The organism is Niallia sp. 03133, from assembly GCF_052663225.1.
Window position 1 is genome coordinate 173,760 of sequence record NZ_JBQTCY010000009.1, and the last position, 20,426, is coordinate 194,185.

Sequence of the window (20,426 nt, forward strand, 5' to 3'; positions counted from 1 at the left end):
TCAGCATCTTGAGTTGAGGTGGGGGTCTTACTGCCCGTTAAGAGTGGGATAAATAAGAAAAACTGTTTTTTTACAGCACTGTGCATCAGATATTCTTTACTCCTTGGTAAATTTTTTCGTTAATGCACTAATAAATATCTTGACGTTCTTTTTGTCTCGCATTACCGGGGAATATACATAAGAAAGAGTGCGGATAAAAGAATGATTTTTCATATTAATAATAGAAAGATTTTGATGCTTTACATCTCTTTCAATAACACTCCATGATAGAAGGGATAACCCCATTCCCTGTATCAAGGTTTCTTTAATGCCTTGATTGCTGCTAATAGTCAAAAACGATTTCGCTTTTAAACCGTTTGAACGGATTACATGGTTTAAATATTCTCTAGTTCCAGAACCTACTTCTCTTGTTATCCATGTTTCGTTTTGCAAATCAGCTATAGTCGCCTCTTCTATTGATGCAAGTTTATGGGCATTAGACGACACAATAAATAACTCATCCTTCATAAAGGGGTGAACGGCTACATCCTTTTCATTTGTTTGTCCTTCAATTAAACCTATATCCACTTTATATAAACGAACCGCTTGGATAATCTCGTCCGTATTTCCAATAATCACCTCAAGCTCAAGGCTTGGGTAGTCTTTTTGCAGATCAAGCAACAGAGAAGGTAAAATATATTCACCAATAGTAAAGCTTGCCCCGATTTTTAGTGCTCCTTTTATGGAATGATGATGTTCTAAAATGTTCTGCTTTGTCTGGTCATATATGGTGATCATTTGGACAGCACAATCGTATAGAATTTCACCAGTCGGTGTAATTTTTAAATATTTAGGTGAACGTTCAAATAGTTTTGTTTGAAATTCTTTTTCTAAATTTTTGATATGCAAACTTACACTCGGCTGAGACATAAGTAGTATTTCTGCTGTTTTTGTAAAATTTTTTACTTCCGCAAGGGTAACAAATGTCTTTAATGCATCATAATGCAATATACTCTCCCCTTCTACTATTAAAAATATTAATAACTGTAATAATTTATATGTATTTTACTAATTCTACATCTTCCAGTAAAGTACAATTGTATACCTATAAAAAACGATAACCTTTTTAACAACAGGGATACAAATTCCAACAGTCAAATCCGATTTGTCTGATTGGATTAATAAATATAAAGTGACATATCCCTATTTACATTATAAAATAATGGAGGAGAATAATCGGACATTTCTTCTGTAAAATGTTTTAGCAATGCTTCCTATCTGCATTGCTTGTTATCGAAAAAACAACTTGTTTATATTTATTTGCGAGGTGATTAGATTGCAGCTTCAAGTAACAAACAGTCCATTTAATCAAGAACAGACAGAACTTCTTAACAAGCTTTTACCTAGTTTAACAGAAACACAGAAAATATGGCTTAGCGGCTATTTGCTAGCAACACAAGCTACATCAGGTTCTGCAGAAAAAACCGGAATTGAAACGAGCCAGCAATTAATATCCAAGGAAGTTACTATCCTGTATGGATCACAAACTGGAAATGCAGAAGGCCTAGCAGAAAGCAAAGGGAAACAATTAAAAGCACAAGGCTTTGATGTTACTGTTTCTTCTATGAATGATTTTAAACCAAATCAATTAAAAAAAGTGAAAAACCTGCTTATTATTGTCAGTACCCATGGAGAAGGAGAGCCGCCTGACAACGCTCTTTCATTCCATGAATTTCTTCATGGGCGACGCGCTCCAAAGCTGGATGAGCTGCAGTTTTCCGTTTTATCACTTGGAGACAGCTCATACGAATTTTTCTGCCAAACAGGAAAAGAGTTCGATCAGCGCTTAGAAGAATTAGGAGCTACACGATTATATCCACGCGTAGACTGTGATCTTGACTATGATAGTCCAGCTGACGAATGGATTTCAGGAGTGCTTGCTCAATTAAATGAAGCCAAAGGGGATACAACGGCAGCCACAGCTGTTACAGCAGGAGCAGCTCCAGTTGAATCAGAATATTCCCGCACGAATCCGTTCCATGCGGAAATTCTTGATGTTATTAATTTAAATGGCCGCGGATCTAATAAAGAAACACTCCATTTAGAATTATCTTTAGAAGGATCTGGTCTAACGTATGAACCTGGCGACAGCTTAGGCATCTACCCTGAAAATGATCCTGTACTTGTGGACATGCTAATCAAAGAAATGAAATGGGATCCAGAAGAGATCGTAACAATTAATAATCAAGGGGATGTTCGTCCGCTAAAAGAAGCACTGACTTCCCATTTTGAAATTACGGTGCTTACTAAACCATTATTGGAGCAAGCAGCATTATTTACAGCCAATGAGGATTTGCAGGAGCTTTTATATCCAGATAATGAAAAGGAATTAAAGAAATATATAAATGGAAGAGATCTGCTGGATTTATGCCAGGATTTTGGTCCATGGGCTGTGCCTACCCAGAAATTTATTAGTATTTTGCGAAAAATACCGGCTCGCCTATATTCGATTGCAAGCAGCTATACAGCCAATCCAGAAGAAGTGCATTTGACAATCGGCGCATTGCGCTATGAAGCACATGGCAGACAAAGAAAAGGAGTTTGCTCTATTCTTTGTGCAGAGCGCCTGAATCCAGGGGATAAACTGCCTATCTATATTCAGAAAAACAAAAGCTTTAAACTTCCTGAAAATCCAGAAACACCAATTATTATGGTTGGTCCTGGCACTGGAATCGCCCCTTTCCGTTCTTTTATGCAGGAAAGAGAAGAAAATGGAGTAGAAGGAAAGTCTTGGCTGTTTTTCGGCGATCAGCATTTTGTAACAGACTTCCTTTACCAAACAGAATGGCAAAACTTATTAAAAAATGGCGTCCTTACAAAAATGGACGTTGCCTTTTCTCGTGACAGCGATCAAAAAGTATATGTTCAACATCGCATGCAGGAACAGAGCAAAGCATTATTCAACTGGCTGGAAGAAGGCGCAGTTGTCTACATCTGCGGAGATGAAAAACATATGGCGCATGATGTTCACCATACACTGATTGACATTATTGAAAAAGAAGGCAATTTAAGCAGAGATAAAGCTGAAGAATATCTTGCTTCCATGCAACAAGGAAAACGATATCTGAGAGATGTATACTAATATTCTTTCGAAAGGAGTTTTTGTAAAATGGTTAACCCAATATTAAAAGCGCCAGATGGACCTCCAAGTGACGTAGAGCGCATCAAGGATGAAAGCAATTATCTGCGCGGCACATTAAAGGAATCGATGCTTGAACCAATCAGCTCAGGCATCTCCGATGATGACAACCGCCTGATGAAATTCCACGGCAGCTATTTGCAGGATGATAGAGATTTACGCAATGAACGCCATAAACAAAAACTGGAGCCAGCCTATCAGTTTATGCTGCGCGTACGTACACCAGGCGGCGTTTCTACACCCGAACAGTGGCTCGTGATGGATGAGCTTGCAGAAAAATACGGCAATCATACATTAAAGCTGACTACCCGTCAGGCATTTCAAATGCATGGAATTCTTAAATGGAATATGCAAAAAACCATTCAAAGTATTCATGCCACACTTCTAGATACGATTGCTGCATGTGGAGATGTGAATAGAAATGTCATGTGCAATCCAAATCCATATCAATCTGAAATTCACGCAGAAGTATTTGAATGGTCCAAAAAGTTAAGCGACTACCTACTGCCGCGCACAAGAGCGTATCATGAACTATGGCTGGATGAAGAAAAGGTTGCCGCTACTCCAGACCAAGAAGAAGTGGAGCCAATGTACGGACCTCTTTATTTGCCAAGAAAGTTTAAAATTGGAATTGCTGTTCCACCTTCCAATGACATCGATGTATTTTCACAGGATTTAGGATTAATTGCCATTGTGGATGAAGGAAAACTTATCGGTTTTAACGTTGCAATCGGCGGCGGCATGGGGATGACACACGGAGATAAAGCTACCTACCCTCAGCTTGCCAAAGTAATCGGCTTTTGTACACCTGACAAAATTGTGGAGTTGGCAGAAAAAGTTATTACGATCCAACGTGATTATGGAAATCGTTCTGTACGTAAAAATGCCCGCTTTAAATACACAGTGGACCGCCTAGGATTAGAAAATGTAGTAGAAGAATTAGAAAATCGACTTGGCTGGAAGCTGGATGAAGCAAAAGCATATCATTTTGATCATAATACAGATCGCTACGGATGGGTTAAAGGAATAAATGGAAGATGGCATTTCACTTTATTTGTAGAAGGCGGCCGTATCGCTGACTTTCAAGATTACAAATTAAAAACCGGTTTGCGTGAAATTGCTAAAATTCATTCTGGCGACTTTCGCTTAACTGCTAACCAAAATTTAGTAATTGCCAATGTTTCAAGCCAGAAAAAGAAAAAAATAAACGAGTTGATTGACCAATACAGTTTAACAGACGGCAAACATTATTCAGCACTTCGCCGCAGCTCTATTGCATGTGTCTCGCTTCCAACATGCGGTTTAGCAATGGCCGAAGCAGAAAGATACTTGCCATCCTTAATCAGTAAACTAGAAACAATTGTAAACGAAAACGGCTTGCGGGACGAAGAAATTACGATTCGTATGACAGGCTGTCCAAACGGATGTGCACGCCATGCTCTTGGAGAAATTGCTTTTATTGGCAAAGGACCTGGAAAATACAATATGTATTTAGGTGCAGCGTACGATGGCAGCCGTTTAAGCAAATTATACCGTGAAAATGTAGGAGAAGAGGAAATACTAAATGAATTAAAAGTACTTCTTCCACGCTTTGCGAAAGAGCGACTGGACAACGAACATTTTGGTGACTTTGTTGTACGCGCAGGCATTGTAAAAGCAGTAACTGACGGTACTAATTTCCATGATTAAATAAATGCGGCGTGGGCTGGTTTAAAAAGATTATCATCCTTTTAAACCAGCTCTTTCTTTATTATAAAAACCTATTTTGCATTTTTCTTATTTCATAAATATACCCTTTTATTATTTTTATCTTTCATGTGTTAACGGAATACAAAGAAGGAGGAAAGCTGATCGCTTTCCTCCTTCTTTATGTTTTCCTCTATAATATAAGGGGAAATAGTGATAAATAAACTATAAATATTTACGCCAGCAAATACACTCTTGCTTCGTATGGACGCAGGTTTAGTGAAGCGAAGTCCTGTTCATTTTCTACTTCATAATTGCTGATTAATAACTCTTGTGTTTTATAAGAAATGTTTTCCGGCAATTCAAAAGATGCAGGATCAGCATAGAAATTACATATTACTAATAGCTTCTTATCTTCAAATGTTCGGATATAAGAGAATATTTGCGGATGGTCTTCCAACAGAAGCTCATAGTCCCCATATACAATGATGTCATGTTTTTTCCGTAATTCAATTAAATTTTTATAATAGTGGTAAACAGAATCTTTATCTTTAACAGCGGACTCCGCGTTTATTTCTGTATAATTTGGATTTACACGAATCCAAGGAGTACCAGTTGTAAATCCACCGTGCTCGGAATCATTCCATTGAAATGGGGTTCTTGCATTATCTCGTCCTCTGCAATAGACAGACTCCATAATTTTCTCATGCGGAATACCTTCCTCTATCTTTTCCTTATACATATTTAACGTTTCTATATCTTTATATTCATCCAGGGTTTCAAATCGAACATTGGTCATGCCAAGTTCTTCCCCTTGGTAAATATACGGCGTACCTTGCATCGTATGCAAAAGGGTTGCTAGCATCTTGGCAGACACTACACGGTATTCTTGGTCGTTGCAAAATCTAGAAACTTGACGTGGACCATCATGGTTGCTTAAGAAAAGGGAATTCCATCCTTTTCCATTTAAACCCGTTTGCCATTTTGATAAGTTAGCTTTCAAATAGGATAATGGCAGTGGAATCGTTCCCCATTTTCCTCCAAACGCTTCATCATAGCCTAAATGCTCAAACTGAAAGACCATATTCAGTTCATTGCGATCCTCGCCAGTATACAATAATGCATCGTCTGGTGTAACACCAGGCATTTCCCCTACTGTGATAATATCTCTTTTCGAAAGGACTTCCTTATTCATTTCTTGTAGAAATTCGTGTATACGCGGACCATTCATAAAACATGAACCACCAAAAGCGTACTTTTTGCCGTTAGGATTTGGAGCATCTGGCAAGCCAGGAACCTTTGAGATCAAGTTTATAACATCCATACGGAACCCATCAATTCCTTTATCAAGCCACCAGTTCATCATTTTATATACTTCTTCGCGAACCTCTGGATTTTCCCAGTTTAAATCCGGCTGCTTTTTAGAGAAGATATGCAAATAATACTCGTCAGTTTTTTCATCATATTGCCAAGCGGAGCCGCTGAAAAAAGATTCCCAATTGTTTGGTTCCTTTCCATCTTTTCCTTTCCGCCAAATATAATAATCCCTTTTCGGATTATCTTTAGAAGCTCGGGATTCGATAAACCAAGCATGTTCATCTGAAGAATGGTTAACCACAAGGTCCATCATCAGCTTCATGCCCCGTTCATGCATATTGCTTAGCAGCTGATCCCAATCATCCATCGTTCCAAACTCATCCATAATATCTTGATAATCACTAATATCATAACCATTATCATCGTTAGGAGATTTATATACTGGAGAAAGCCAAATAACATCAATCCCTAAGTCCTTTAAGTAATCCAGTTTAGAGATGATCCCTTGTAAATCGCCGATACCATCTCCGTTGCTATCCATGAAACTCCTTGGATAAATTTGATACACTACACTTTCTTTCCACCACTTCTTCTCCAATTGTGTCACCTCTTGTTTATTCTAAGTATGTTTTGCGCAGCTCTCCCTAACAACAATTTCATGTGGAAGAATTCTTACCCTTTCTGCAGGTCCATCCTTTTCTTTCATTTGTTCAAATAACATATTTGCAGCTTCAATGCCTAATTCGACAATTGGCTGTCTAATCGTCGTTAAACTTGGTCTATATGCTTCTGCTATCGGAATATCATCAAAACCCATAATGGAGACATCTTCTGGAACACTTAACCCACACTCCTCAGCAGCTCGGATAGCACCGATCGCAATCATATCACTCGCACAGCAAACAGCTGTGGGCCTATTCTCTTGACTAAACAATATTTTTCCCCGCTTATAACCGGAAGCAATATCATATCCTCCATCCATGACCCACTTTTTGTTCATAGTAATATGATGATCCTCCAAAGCTTTTATGTATCCTTGATAACGGATAATACCAGAATCATAATAACTTAATGTTCCGCCTAACATCGCAATATCCCGATGACCCAAGTCGATTAAAAATTTCGTTCCATCATAAAACGCCTTTTCCTCGTCTATATTTACATAGGAAAAATGATCTTCTTCCTTTTCATGATGACTTGCAAATACAACAGGTATATTATGCTTGTTAAAGAATTCCCTTTGCTTTTTCTTCTTCTCTGGTGTGGAGGACAAAATAATAACACCATCCACATACTTTTCTCTTAAAATATTTAAATAATGCAATTCCGTCTCTAACTCTCCGTTTGTATTGCAAAGTAGAGTAGTATATTCAGCTTTATAGGATGCTTCTTCTACACCGCTGACAAAAAGAGAAAAGAAAGCATTTTTAATATCCGGTATCAGTACACCAATAAGAGAGCTTTTTTTCATAATTAAGCTGCGCGCTACTTGGTTTGGATTAAAGCCTGTTTCTTCTACTACTTGCAGCACTTTTTCTTTTACTTTTAAACTGACAGGTTTGCTGCCATTTAACACACGAGACACAGTGGCAATGGAAACACCAGCTTGTTTTGCTACATCCTTAATTGTTATACTCATCGAATCACCTTATATTTTTCAATTTAATAGTATTCATTTATGGATATCTTTTTAGGAAAACCTTTTCCTGCTATTGCATACCTACTTCTCTAGTTTAAATTCTAATATACTTTAAGTATTTACGCAATTCTTTTTGAAATTTTCTAAAAAGAAAGAATATTATTGGTATAAACCACCTTCTAATAGTCGACGTCCTTATAGAGGATAAATACATTAATCATTAGATAAAAGTCGTGATAATTACCTCTTTACATCCCCCCTAATTTGCTTATCACGTATTCTACCAATAAAAAAGAGGTAGATTCATTCTTCCTACCCCTTAACCCCTTAATCTCGTGCCCATTTTTTTATTTGTTGTATATGATGCGGCGTTGTTCTACAGCATCCTCCGATTAATTCGACCCCAGAATCATGCCAATGTCTTGTTTCATTACCATAATTATCATCATCTTTTTCATCAGTCCATGTTTTCGTTACTGCATCATATGATCCACCTGCATTCGGATAAATAACAATCGGTTTTGTTGTAACTTCTTTTAATTCGAGGATTACCTCTGGAATATGTAAGATCGATGTGCAATTAATCCCGATCGCACAAATATTTGGATAGGAATTAAAATAAGAAACAGCTTCCTTCAATGGAGTTCCATCACTGATATGCTTTTCATCCGAAATGCTGAACGACAGCCATGCAAAATCATTTGGAAAATATGATTGCAGCAAGTTTGCAAGTACTTTGCTTTCTTTAAAGTTTGGCATTGTTTCAAATGCAAATAAATCCGCTTGTGCATCTTTTATTTGCTTCATACGAGGAAGATGAAATTGCTCAAACTCTTTATCTGACAATTCATATTCACCTGTGTATTCCGCTCCATTTGCCAAAAAAGCTCCATACGGACCAATGCTGCCAGCTATAAGCGGAAAAGGTCTTTTCATTTTATCCTGTTCTGATATATTTCCCCAAAATTCATCTCGTGCATCTTTTGCAATGGAGACCGTTTTTTCAATTAATTTTTCTGCCTCTTCTATTGTCCATCCATTTCTCTTAAATCCATCAATGCTTGCTTGATACGTATTGGTTGTAGCAATATCTGCTCCAGCCTTGAAATAATCTGTATGCACTTGTTTAATACTTTCAGGATTATCAATCACAGCGTTCGCAGACCATAATTCATTTTGAATATTAACGCCCTTTTTTTCTATTTCCGTCGCTATCGCTCCATCCAAGAGCACCACACGATATTGGTCGATTATTTTTTGAATTGGATTATTCACCATTTTCTCCTCTTTCTCCAATAATGGATAAACCACACTATTTCTGCTCATCTACTTCTTAAAGCCGTAAGATATCCATCTATTTTAAACTGTATTAAATCATATCCGGATGCTTAATTTCCCAATGATTTCTTATTAGTTGTTCTAATCTTTCTTTTTCCTTACTTTGAAAACATTTTATTATTTCTCTATGGTCCAAATTCATTTGTTCAGATGCAGAAAAAAGTTTATCCGTATCATTGCTTAAATAGACTTGTCTAACAAAACTATTTTGCAATGTCTCTAATATGCTCGTGAGAGTAGAGTTGTTGCACTTGCCAATATATACATTATGAAATTTCTTTTGATATTTTTGATAATCTGCATAGTTTTTTTCTAAAATCGAAAGATCGATTATTTTCACGTATTCTTCCATTTTTTCTATATCATCTTCTGTTATTTGATCAAGCGCTGATGTTGCCGCTAATGCATCAAGTACACTCACTACTTTAAAAACATCCAGCTTTTTCTCTGTATCAAGCTCTTTTACCATAAATCCTCTTCTTGGCAGATACTCTAAAAGATTCTCCGAAGCTAGCTGAATTAAGGCTTCTCTCACAGGCGTTCTGCTTACCTCTAATTTCTTGCTGAGTTCAAGCTCATTTATTTTATGATTAGGCAACAGTGTTCCATTTTGAATTTCATTTGCTATATAATCATATACATGGTCTTTTAATGATAGGTATTTCTTATTAATAATAATCCCTCCTACAATATAATAATTGTTTATATTATACAATATATTATATAAAGGACGAAACATCCTGTTAAATAAAGCAGCACTATTACCATTCTACAACTTTACTAGAGGAGCTTTTCTCTTTTAAAACTTCTAACCTAAAACCTTCACTTGCTTCTTTTCCACTAAAACCTTCCCTTTTTTATTCGATAAATAAACACCGAAAAAGACGAATAAACCTCCAACCATTTGAATCGTTGAAATAGGGTTTCCTAAAAAAATACTGATGATGGCAGTAAACACAGTGATTAAATTCAAGTAGATTCCAGCTTTACTTGCATTCATTTTACTAATGGCCGTATTCCAAAAGACAAAGGACCATACAGATGGGAAAAATCCAATATAGAGGATGCCTATTATTGCATTCTTACTATGCGGAAGACTAATTCCTTCAAATAATATGAATGGCAGTAATATAAAAAGTCCCAATAACACAGAAATAGCTGTTGCAGAAATAGGAGGTACTCCTTTCATTTTTCTGCTTAACACAGAGTACAAAGTCCATATAAATATAACAAGCAGCATAATTAATTCACCTTTATTATAATGAATCGAAAGAAGCTGCTCTAAATGCCCTTTCGTTAATATAAGTAAAACTCCTACTAACGAGATAAATACGCCTCCTATATTCACTAATCCTAAGCGTTCTTTCAGAAAAACAACAGAAAATAAAACAATCAACATTGGATTCAATGAATTGATTAGTGCCGCATCTAAAGATGTGGTATATTGCAGAGCTGTATATAAGAAAAAATTATATCCGATTACACCGGTTGCAGCCATAGCTAATAAAACCTTCCAGTGCTTCCATACTTCCCGCCACTTTGGTCGCTCGATTAGCTGCGCAATGGGAAATAAAAAAACAACAGCTATTACCCAGCGGGAAAATGTTATTTGCAGCGGATCCATTTCAGCAACAACAAATTTCCCAAACACATAATGTCCTCCCCAAAATAAATTAGCTAACACTAACAATATAATAATCCAATAATTTTTCATTTTTTACTGAAACTCCTTTGTTTATAAATTGAAACAGCGTATAAAATCTAAGTTTGTTTCAACTATTATTTATATTGTTGCAAATAAAATTGCTTTATTAAAGCAGATCCAAAACTTTATTAAATTCATTTATTAAATCATCAATATTTTCGAGTCCTGTAGAGATGCGAATAAGTCCTTTCGATATGCCCGATTCCTCCAATTCCGAATCATTTAAATTTCGATGAGAAGTAATTGCCGGTGAGCAAACAGTTGTTTTTACACCCGCTAAACTAGGTACAAACTTTATCCCTTCTAAATTATCGATAAAAATGCGGTAATTTTCTTCATCCCCCTTTAAATCGATTGACAGCATTCCTCCAAACAAACCATTATTAAAATAAGAATTTGCTATATGAAAATAGGGAGAAGATTCTAATCCTGGATAAAAGACCTTATTGATTTTAGGGTGTTTTTCAAAAAAGGCTGCTAATTTATAGGCATTCTTAGAATGTTCTTTCATTCTTAACTCTAATGTTTTTAAACTTCTAATTAATATCCATGCATCAAACGGGCTCATACAACCACCATATAGCGTACCAACCTTGTCGATTGCTTTGATGGTTTCTTTATCAGATACAACAATCCCCCCTGTAACATCTCCATGTCCGCAAATATATTTAGTAGCACTATAAATAACGATATCTACTCCAAATTTTAACGGCTGACAAACTATTGGGGTGGCGAATGTATTATCTATTACTAATTTCGCTTTATGCTTATGTGTGATTTTTGCTAATTCTTGTATATTTTCCACACCCATTATCGGATTAGAAATAGTTTCTGTGTAAACAAGCTTCGTATTCGGACGAAAATAATGTTCAAAGTCACCATGGAAATCGACAAAAGAAACTTCAATGTTAAATTTTTTAAGTTGGTATTTTAAAAACTCATACGTTTCTCCATATAAAACTTGAGATGCGATAACATGATCTCCTGCTTCTAAATGCGATAATAAGGTAGAAGTTATAGCCGCCATTCCAGAAGAAAACACAAGGGCATCCTCACCGCCATCTATAGAAAACATCACCTCTTTTAATGCTTCATGAACAGGATTTGTCATCCGTGAATAAATAAACCCTTCCGCTTCTCCGTTGTAGACTTTATTTAAAGTATCAACATCATCAAAAGCAAATACCGAACTCATCGTTAGCGGTATATTTTCTGGAGCAGATAATGAGTTAGGATTATGACTGCCTAATCTAGTTAATAATGTATTAAAGTTTTGATTCATCATGAGTTCCTCCGATCTATCATTCAATGGACTTATTTAAAAGGCTGTTTTCGTATAGATTGTTGCTTGTAAACGAGCAGACTGCTTACACTTCGCTTTCCGCGGGGCAAGCGCGGAGCCTCCTCGTCACTTACGCTCCTGCGGGGTCTCACCTGTCTCGCTAATCTAAGCAGGAGTCTACGTGTATGCATTCTGCTCTACGTTTCTGTAATCATTATTTGTTCAAAACAACAAACTTTGATAAAACAGCCATTTTAAAATGCAATTATTGCATATTGTATATTGTATTATACAAATAATCAAATTTATTTTTTACTTACACACTTTTGATGATTGTCATACACCGTTTCCCCTGTCTCTTCTCCATCAAATTATTAAAAAATAAACGCTTAAACGAAATTTCATGTCATATTTTCTGACAATTTAATTGTACAAAAAACGATTACATGATAAATTTTTAAAAAATACAATATGCAATATTCAATTTTTGACCGATCATTTATAGTGAAAGGAGCTATTAACGGATGACCTAAGCTTTTTATACCTACAGATTATTGTTTATTTTACTATTCGCAATATTTAATCTTCCGCCTAGTTTTCAGAAAAGATTGTATTTTATATATTTTTCATATAATAATGTAATCTATAAGTAGATTATCAATAAAGGGGACATTTATATGTTAGACACCAACAACACAAAGGAAAATTCCTTGCATCGATCCATGAAAAGCAGACATTTATTTATGATTTCACTTGGCGGTGTTATCGGAACTGGTCTTTTTCTAAGTTCCGGTTACACTATTAACCAAGCTGGACCAATAGGAACCATCCTTGCTTATCTATTAGGATCCGTTATTGTTTATTTAGTCATGCTATGTTTAGGAGAATTAACCGTTAAAATGCCTGTAACCGGTTCTTTCCATACATATGCAACGAAATTTATCGGTCCAGGAACAGGATTCACCATGGCTTGGCTTTATTGGTTGACGTGGACAGTTGCTCTCGGTTCTGAATTTACAGCAGCAGGTTTAATAATGGAAAGCTGGTTCCCTTCCATTTCTGTTTCCATTTGGAGTGCATTCTTTATTATTTTACTTTTTGCTATTAACGCTTTTTCTGTCCGCTTTTTCGCCGAAACAGAATTTTGGTTTTCCAGCATAAAAGTAATTGCCATTATATTATTTATCCTCATTGGCGGATTAGCGATATTTGGAATTATTCCAATGGAAGGATATAACGAAGCTCCATTATTCTCAAACCTTGTACATGATGGTCTTTTTCCAAATGGATTTAGTGCCGTGTTTTTAACAATGCTTGCAGTTAACTTTGCTTTTTCTGGTACAGAACTAATTGGTGTGGCTTCTGGAGAAACAGCTGATCCTGAAAAGGTTATCCCTAAAACAATTCACACTACACTTATCAGACTTATTATCTTTTTCATAGGAAGCATCACCGTTATTTCAGCATTAATTCCTTGGAAAGAAGCCGGAGTTGATCAAAGTCCCTTTGTATTAGTTCTTAACAGCATGGGAGTCCCCTATGCAGGAACGATTATGAACTTTGTTGTTTTAACCGCTATTTTATCTTGTGCAAATTCTGGACTTTATGCAGCAACTCGTATGCTTTGGTCTTTATCAAATGAAAAAATGATTTCGAAATCCTTTAGCAAAGTAACGAAAAAAGGCGTTCCGATGAATGCTTTATTTTTAACGATGCTTGGTGGAATTTTATCTCTTATCTCAAGTATCATGCCTGCCCAAACAGTTTATATTGTGTTAGTATCCATTTCTGGATTAGCTGTTGTAATCGTATGGATGGGGATTGCAGCTTCTCAGTTTATGTTCCGTCGTTCCTATATAAAGGAAGGAAATGATATAAAAGATTTAAAATTCAAAACACCTTTTTATCCTGTTGTTCCTATCGTAACGTTCATTTTATGCTTCCTGTCTTGTGTAATGGTTGTATTTGATCCATCTCAAAGAGTGGCATTGTTTTACACCATTCCCTTTGTAGCCTTTTGTTATATATTTTATTATGCAAGAAAGAGTATGCGGAAGAATAAAAGTTTAAGAAAACAGGGAGAAGTTACAGAGTCCTAAATCTTAAAAAGCAGGAAGGATCCCCCTTCCTGCTTTTTATTCTTATGTAGATACTTGATATTCTAACGAAAAGAGAGATCCAAAGTAAGACTAACTATCTATCATCATGAAGGATTAACGATATTCTAAACGGACTTGAGAAAACAAATCTATGATGGTTATTCATAATAAGAAAAGCGCAAGCGCCTTGGTCATTGCCGTACGAACTGGAAGAGCTTCGACTGAGATAAAGGAAACACGATGAGCGTTAGCGAATCGATGTTGACTTATCGTAGGGAGAAGACCTGAAGTTCGATAGGCAATAGGCGCTGGAGCTAGACACCCGTCAGACTTCAGAAAACTTATACTTTCTTATCTCTTTAAGAAAAGCGCAAGCGAAATGAGTACGATAGGCTCTGGTGCTAGATATTATTCTCTGCTTAAAAATTTTATTTTTTCTTATTTTATTAGAAAAGCTCTTCACCCTTTCATGTGAAGAAGAGTAAACAAATTTAATTGATCAGAATTCTCTATCTGATCAATTAATATAAAACCTTATCGTATTAGGTTAATTATGAAGAATAGTCATTATTATTCATCATTTCTTCTAACATTTTGATTGATCGAACACAAAATAATGCTTTTTTTCCAAAAACAAAATATAAAAAAACAGAGTGATACTCTAGAATATTTGTTCACTTTTTCTCAAAAGAAGGGAGATTTAACTATGGAAATTGGTTTACACCGAGATACCTGGATAGAAGTAGATTTAAAAGCAATTGAACAAAATATCAAAAATGCAATTTCTATATTACCAAACAATACAACCTTATTTGCGGTATTAAAAGGCGGAGCTTACGGTCACGGAACACTAGAAGTCGCTAAGGCTGCACTAAGAGCTGGTGCAAAAGGGTTCTGCGTTGCGTTATTAGATGAAGCTCTGTTTATTCGAAAGAATGGAATTAATCAAGTTCCCATTTTGGTTTTAGGACCTATTCGCCCACATGATGTAAACCTAGCTGGCAAGTATAACATATCATTTCCCATTATAGATCAAGCTCATTTTCAAGAATTAAAAAACTATTGGGATGGTTATACCCCCCTCAAAATCCACTTTGCTGTTGATACAGGTATGGGACGAATTGGTTTTCGCGAAATACATGAAATGAAAAAAATCGAAAAAGCTATTTTATCACTTAACCAATGGATAATAGAAGGAATTTTCACCCACTTTGCATCTGCAGATCAATTTGATACAACTTATTTTGAAATGCAGCTTAGCCAGTTTAAAAGAATGGTTGCTTCATTAGAAAAAGAACCTACCTTTGTTCACTGTTCTAACAGTGCCTCAGCATTACTCCATCCAACACTTCCTTTTACAGCGGTACGTTTTGGTGTAGCAATGTATGGACTAAATCCATCTTATGAAATAAAAGACATTTTACCTTTCCGACTTTATCCTGCATTATCGCTTTATACAAGGCTAACACAAGTAAAGTTGGCATATAAAGGGGATAAGATAAGTTATAGTTCAACCTATACGGTTACTGAAAAGGAATGGATAGGGACTTTACCTATTGGATATGCTGATGGATGGACCAGTAAAATGCAAGGTTTTCAAGTAATAGTAGATGGGTGCCTTGCTCCTATTATCGGAAAAATAGGCATGGATCAATGTATGATTCGTTTACCTTATGAATTACCTGTAGGCAGTAAAGTAACACTAATTGGAAAAGATTATCCACATTCAATCACTTCAGATGAAGTTGGAGATAAGCAAAATATGAATAATTGTGAAGTAATTCTTCTTTTAACCAATCGTGTTCCAAGATATTATAAAAATGGTTAATAACTTTTTATTTAACACAATATTACGCAAAAAATAAACGATGGCAAACATAGAATTTGGGCTAGTTGCCATTCATCATTCCAATGACCGGATATAACCAAGTCCCTTTGTTCATAAATCTGTACATGATAGTCTCTATGCAGCAACTCGTATGCTTTGGTCTTTATCCAATGAAAAAATGATATCGAAATCCTTTAGCAAAGTAACGAAAAAAGGCGTTCCAATGAACGCTTTAATTTTAACAATGCTTGGTGGAATTTTATCTCTGCTCTCAAGTATCATGAAAGCCCAAACGGTGTATATTGTATTAGTATCCATTTCTGGATTAGCTGTGGTAATTGTATGGATGGGGATTGCAGCTTCTCAGTTTATGTTCCGTCGTTCCTATATAAAGAAAGGAAACGATATAAAAGATTTAAAATTTAAAACACCCTTGTATCCTATTGTTCCAATCATAACGTTCATTTTATGCTTCCTCTCTTGTGTCATGTTGTATTCGATCCATGAAAAAATATTGAAAAAAAAGCGAAAGAACGATTCATTCCTGGGCTTTCTTTGACTTAGAAACAAAAACTTACTTATAAAGCACGATTAGCCGAGCTAGAAGTGCAAAAAGTGAATCCATACAAAACGAGTCAAGAATGCTCTAAATGTGGCAATACACAAAAGAAGAACCGTCGAGGCTCTTTGTATACATGCTCATGTGGACATAAACAAAATGAAGATGTCAATGCAAGTTTTGTTATTTCTACACGACCATCAAAAGATAAGACTGCGGCTTAAAACCGCTGCGAAGGATTCTATGTACTTCGCAAGGCTCCTGACTGAGCTATGCACCTAACTGATGATTCCCTACCGTTCTTTGTTTTGGAAACAACGTGCAGACTGGGAGGAGGTAACGGTAATACGAAAGGCACTGACGGTTAGTAACGCAGTGAAATCCCTTTGGAATCCCCTTCCTCAAAAATTCGTTAGGATTTTAGGTGGGGGAGGATGTCAATATGCAAAAGAGAATGTTAGGAAGAAGAAAAAGTTTGAAAGAGCAGGTACCAGTTTAAACAGAGTCCTAGTATGTTTTTTTGTGCGGCGATTGTCATTCACCCTGAGTTTTTAGAGTAGTAGATTCCCCTCTTGCTCAATGTTACATCGTTTAAAAGAGAGGGATAATTAAAGAAAAATTGATAATAAAGTAAACTTCCATCAGTGGGGGTCTTACTGCCCGTTTAGAGTGGGATAAAGAAACCCCAAGAAAGATTTCAACTAACTTTCTTGGGGTTATTTTTATAAAGTGAACCTTTCCACCAGTGGGGGTTTTCTTCATCCCCCACTGATGGTTAGTTGAACTTATCGGACCTTTACGGGCAGTTATCCCCCACCTAACTTCTTCGATTCCTCAGAATCTTGAGGTGGGGGGTCTTACTGCCCGTTTAGAGTGGGATAGAATTTAAATCTATTAGCTTATTAAATTATTTAGAAACTGTCACCGTTTTTGTTGCACTTGTTTTATTTTTTGAATCTATAACAGATACATATAGTTTAGTTCCAGTTTTTTGCTTAGGTATTTTAACTTTGAACTTCCCCTTAGAATCAACATTAGCATAATACGATTTGCTACCGATTTTAACTCTTATTTTAGCTTTTTTCTCTGCTAAACCACTTACACTTGTGGATGATGATTTCACTTTATCAACACTAGGCACATTTGGAGCGACACGTGTTACAGTGATCTCTTTCGTAAGACTCTTGATTCCATATGCGTCTTCGCTATACACAGAGATTTTTTTGCCCGTATTTTGGACAGGTATGTTAATTTTGAAAGAACCGTCCGATCTAGCTTTTGTTTTATAGCTTTTACCAGAGATAGTTGCTGTAACCATTGCATTACTAACAGTTTTTCCCGCTACTGCTGTTGAATTATTATTAACAATGTTAGCTGTCAACGAATTAGCCTCTTTAATTCTTTTTTATGTTTTGTAGATGGTCCGGTACGGACTGCATGATTTTCCGTTAAATAAGCTGTGTAAGGTTTTATTTTTGTGATATTGCCGCTTCTCCATTTGATGTATTCGTTACATATGAATTAACAACTTGTGAACCTGAACGAGGTGGGGGTCTTACTGCCCGTTAAGAGTGGGATAAAATGAGTTTTTATGAATCAACATATGATATTAATGATATATCATTCTTCTATCCTAATTCTTAAAATACAATTATAAGGAGAAAAGATGACAAAAAAAAGAAAACTACTCATATTTGTAATTACATTATGTATTTTTATTGCTGGCTTGTGCACTATTTATTTTTACAAAAAAGAAAAGCAAGCATCCAATCAACAATACGGAAATAAACAAACACAAATACCTGCTTCAAAAGGGGACACAGACGGATATTACAATGAAACATATCGACCACAGTTTCATTATACACCTGAAGCTAACTGGATGAACGACCCAAATGGAACGGTCTATTACAAAGGAAAATACCATTTATTTTATCAATATTATCCTTATAGTACGCAATGGGGGCCAATGCACTGGGGACATGCAGTCAGCAAAGATTTAGTTCACTGGGAACACCTTCCTGTTGCATTAGCACCTGATAGTAATGGTCAAATTTTTTCTGGCAGTATTGTAGTAGATTATCATAATACTAGCGGCTTTGGAGATGAAAATAATCCACCACTAGTAGCAATCTATACACAAAATAACAACGGCCAACAAAATCAAAGTATCGCTTATAGTTTAGATGAAGGAAATACGTGGACAAAGTATGAGGGTAATCCTATTATGAAGGATTTTCCTAAACCAGACTGGCGTGATCCGAAAGTATTTTGGCATGAAGAAACCAATTCGTGGATCATGCCTTTGGCAGCAAAAGATCAGATTATTTTCTATACATCATCAAACCTTAAAGATTGGACATTTGCTAGTGAATTTAAGCCTCAAAATGCAACAGATCAAACATTATTTGAATGTCCAGAAATATTTTCACTGCCTGTAGATGGTAATAAAAACAACAACAAATGGGTATTAACAACCAGTCTAGGTGACGGTGCAATTGCAGGAGGATCTGGTATGGAATACTATATTGGTTCGTTTGACGGAAAAACATTTACACCAGACACCCCTGATGCCCATTGGCTTGACTATGGTCCAGATTTTTATGCAGGAGTAACATGGGAGAATGCACCGAACAATGATGAATACCGTACAATGATTGCTTGGATGAGTAATTGGAAGTATGCGAACAATACGCCAACTTCTACTTGGCGCAGTGCTAATACAATTCCTAGAAAGCTGGAACTAAAGACCTTAGATACTGGCGAGGTTCGATTAATAGAAACCCCAATTAGTCAGTTAGAAGTTTTGCGTAACAACCTAAAATCTTATAATCAGCAAACTATTAAAGAACAAAATAACCTGCTTTCCGATATACATGGCGATACGATTGAATTAGTTGCTGATTTTAAAGTGAATGATACAACTTCTGCGAGTGCTTTTGGGTTCAAAGTGAGAAAAGAGAACGATCAATTCACAACGATAGGCTATAACAAAAACAGCCAAACAATTTATATCGATCGCACTCATTCTGGAGACGCTGGATTTTATGATCAGTTTGCAAAAATTCATGAAGCACCTTTAACACCTGCTAATGGTCATATTAAAATGCACATCTTCATTGACCGCTCTTCCGTTGAGCTATTTGGGAATAACGGGCAAATTTCCATCACAGATCAAATCTTCCCAGATCCTTCAAGCAATGCTGTAGAGTTATTCGCAAATGATGGTGCTGTTACACTTGATTCCCTGCAAGTGTATTCACTTAGCGATATTTGGGGCAAAAGCCCACTACATTCGGATATTACTGATTGGCATAATATTAATGGCCTATGGGCGGATACATACGCTGGGAAGCAAGGAAGCGATATGGGGGATGCCTTTACACTCGGTAAACAAGCAAGCAAAGACTTTCACTATGAAGCTGATATTAAAATCGGCAACCAAGGAGCTGGTGGATTAGTTTTCCGCTCGGATGAGAATGCTAGCAATGCCTATATTGCTAATATAGATGTGAATGGACAGATAGTGAAATTATGGAAGAGAATAAACGGACAAGCAACCATTCTTTCTACCGCACCTTATCATATTGATCTGGAAAATGGGTATCATATGAAGGTTGAAACACGCGGAAAACAAATCCGCGTTTACGTGAACAATGAATTATTAATAACTAAACAAGACGATTCACTTGCTTCTGGTAAAGTAGGATTAAATGTTTGGAATGGCACAACCTCATTTCAAAATATAAAGCTTAAAAATATAGATTAATATTAAAAAAAGGGAACCAAAATTAA

At 36.1% G+C, this 20,426-nt stretch carries 13 protein-coding genes and 2 pseudogenes; 7 read left to right on the forward strand and 8 right to left on the reverse strand.

Going from position 1 to position 20,426, the window contains the following annotated elements; genetic code table 11:
• Window positions 1–96 precede the first annotated feature (96 nt).
• Entirely contained in the window at window positions 97–987 is an 891-nt protein-coding gene (locus tag ACTYBU_RS14360; protein ID WP_445490785.1) for a LysR family transcriptional regulator, read from the reverse strand.
• Between the two features lie 328 nt (window positions 988–1,315).
• On the opposite strand from ACTYBU_RS14360, the gene ACTYBU_RS14365 reads away from it, so the two are divergent.
• Both ACTYBU_RS14365 and cysI read left to right on the forward strand, forming a co-directional pair.
• Complete coding sequence (locus ACTYBU_RS14365) at window positions 1,316–3,121, forward strand: assimilatory sulfite reductase (NADPH) flavoprotein subunit (protein WP_445490880.1); 1,806 nt, start codon at window positions 1,316–1,318, stop codon at window positions 3,119–3,121.
• Window positions 3,122–3,148: 27 nt separating this feature from the next.
• Window positions 3,149–4,867: an assimilatory sulfite reductase (NADPH) hemoprotein subunit gene (cysI, locus tag ACTYBU_RS14370; RefSeq protein WP_445490787.1), complete on the forward strand. Its 1,719-nt coding sequence runs from the start codon at window positions 3,149–3,151 to the stop codon at window positions 4,865–4,867.
• A 232-nt stretch (window positions 4,868–5,099) separates the two neighbouring features.
• On the opposite strand, the gene ACTYBU_RS14375 is transcribed toward cysI, so the two are convergent.
• From ACTYBU_RS14375 to ACTYBU_RS14400, 6 genes are all read right to left on the reverse strand, one after another.
• Complete coding sequence (locus ACTYBU_RS14375) at window positions 5,100–6,779, reverse strand: glycoside hydrolase family 13 protein (protein WP_445490788.1); 1,680 nt, start codon at window positions 6,777–6,779, stop codon at window positions 5,100–5,102.
• Between the two features lie 21 nt (window positions 6,780–6,800).
• Entirely contained in the window at window positions 6,801–7,820 is a 1,020-nt protein-coding gene (locus ACTYBU_RS14380) for a LacI family DNA-binding transcriptional regulator (protein ID WP_445490790.1), read from the reverse strand.
• Window positions 7,821–8,147: 327 nt separating this feature from the next.
• Window positions 8,148–9,146 carry a homocysteine S-methyltransferase gene (mmuM, locus tag ACTYBU_RS14385; protein WP_445490792.1) on the reverse strand — a complete coding sequence of 333 codons (999 nt, stop codon included), beginning with the start codon at window positions 9,144–9,146 and terminating at the stop codon, window positions 8,148–8,150.
• A 43-nt stretch (window positions 9,147–9,189) separates the two neighbouring features.
• Entirely contained in the window at window positions 9,190–9,897 is a 708-nt protein-coding gene (locus tag ACTYBU_RS14390) for a GntR family transcriptional regulator (protein WP_445490793.1), read from the reverse strand.
• A gap of 69 nt (window positions 9,898–9,966) precedes the next feature.
• The gene (locus tag ACTYBU_RS14395; protein ID WP_445490794.1) at window positions 9,967–10,872 is read right to left on the reverse strand and encodes a DMT family transporter; all 906 of its coding nucleotides are present in this window, start codon (window positions 10,870–10,872) and stop codon (window positions 9,967–9,969) included.
• Between the two features lie 97 nt (window positions 10,873–10,969).
• Window positions 10,970–12,145 carry a trans-sulfuration enzyme family protein gene (locus tag ACTYBU_RS14400; RefSeq protein ID WP_445490796.1) on the reverse strand — a complete coding sequence of 392 codons (1,176 nt, stop codon included), beginning with the start codon at window positions 12,143–12,145 and terminating at the stop codon, window positions 10,970–10,972.
• A gap of 677 nt (window positions 12,146–12,822) precedes the next feature.
• Here ACTYBU_RS14400 and ACTYBU_RS14405 point away from each other — a divergent pair.
• The 4 genes and pseudogenes from ACTYBU_RS14405 to ACTYBU_RS14420 all read left to right on the forward strand — a co-directional run.
• Entirely contained in the window at window positions 12,823–14,244 is a 1,422-nt protein-coding gene (locus ACTYBU_RS14405) for an amino acid permease (RefSeq protein ID WP_445490798.1), read from the forward strand.
• 706 nt (window positions 14,245–14,950) lie between these two features.
• Window positions 14,951–16,072: an alanine racemase gene (gene alr, locus ACTYBU_RS14410; protein ID WP_445490800.1), complete on the forward strand. Its 1,122-nt coding sequence runs from the start codon at window positions 14,951–14,953 to the stop codon at window positions 16,070–16,072.
• A gap of 130 nt (window positions 16,073–16,202) precedes the next feature.
• Window positions 16,203–16,559, forward strand: a pseudogene (locus tag ACTYBU_RS14415) (amino acid permease); the annotation flags it as partial.
• 92 nt (window positions 16,560–16,651) lie between these two features.
• A pseudogene (locus tag ACTYBU_RS14420) lies at window positions 16,652–16,855 on the forward strand (zinc ribbon domain-containing protein); the annotation flags it as partial.
• 683 nt (window positions 16,856–17,538) lie between these two features.
• Here the strand turns inward: ACTYBU_RS14420 and ACTYBU_RS14425 are convergent.
• Window positions 17,539–18,012, reverse strand: a complete 474-nt coding sequence (locus tag ACTYBU_RS14425) for an Ig-like domain-containing protein (protein WP_445490801.1) — start codon at window positions 18,010–18,012, stop codon at window positions 17,539–17,541.
• A gap of 285 nt (window positions 18,013–18,297) precedes the next feature.
• Here ACTYBU_RS14425 and ACTYBU_RS14430 point away from each other — a divergent pair, with 285 nt between their 5' ends.
• Complete coding sequence (locus ACTYBU_RS14430) at window positions 18,298–20,400, forward strand: GH32 C-terminal domain-containing protein (RefSeq protein WP_445490803.1); 2,103 nt, start codon at window positions 18,298–18,300, stop codon at window positions 20,398–20,400.
• The last annotated feature ends 26 nt before the right edge of the window (window positions 20,401–20,426 follow it).

Bases quoted from the DNA above. Each gene is read 5' to 3' on its own strand.
- ACTYBU_RS14380 (WP_445490790.1), bottom strand. From the start codon at position 7,820: ATGAGTATAACAATTAAGGATGTAGCAAAACAAGCTGGTGTTTCCATT.
- ACTYBU_RS14430 (WP_445490803.1), top strand. From the start codon at position 18,298: ATGACAAAAAAAAGAAAACTACTCATATTTGTAATTACATTATGTATT.
- ACTYBU_RS14395 (WP_445490794.1), bottom strand. From the start codon at position 10,872: ATGAAAAATTATTGGATTATTATATTGTTAGTGTTAGCTAATTTATTT.
- mmuM (WP_445490792.1), bottom strand. From the start codon at position 9,146: ATGAGCAGAAATAGTGTGGTTTATCCATTATTGGAGAAAGAGGAGAAA.
- cysI (WP_445490787.1), top strand. From the start codon at position 3,149: ATGGTTAACCCAATATTAAAAGCGCCAGATGGACCTCCAAGTGACGTA.
- ACTYBU_RS14400 (WP_445490796.1), bottom strand. From the start codon at position 12,145: ATGAATCAAAACTTTAATACATTATTAACTAGATTAGGCAGTCATAAT.
- ACTYBU_RS14405 (WP_445490798.1), top strand. From the start codon at position 12,823: ATGTTAGACACCAACAACACAAAGGAAAATTCCTTGCATCGATCCATG.
- alr (WP_445490800.1), top strand. From the start codon at position 14,951: ATGGAAATTGGTTTACACCGAGATACCTGGATAGAAGTAGATTTAAAA.
- ACTYBU_RS14390 (WP_445490793.1), bottom strand. From the start codon at position 9,897: ATGTTTCGTCCTTTATATAATATATTGTATAATATAAACAATTATTAT.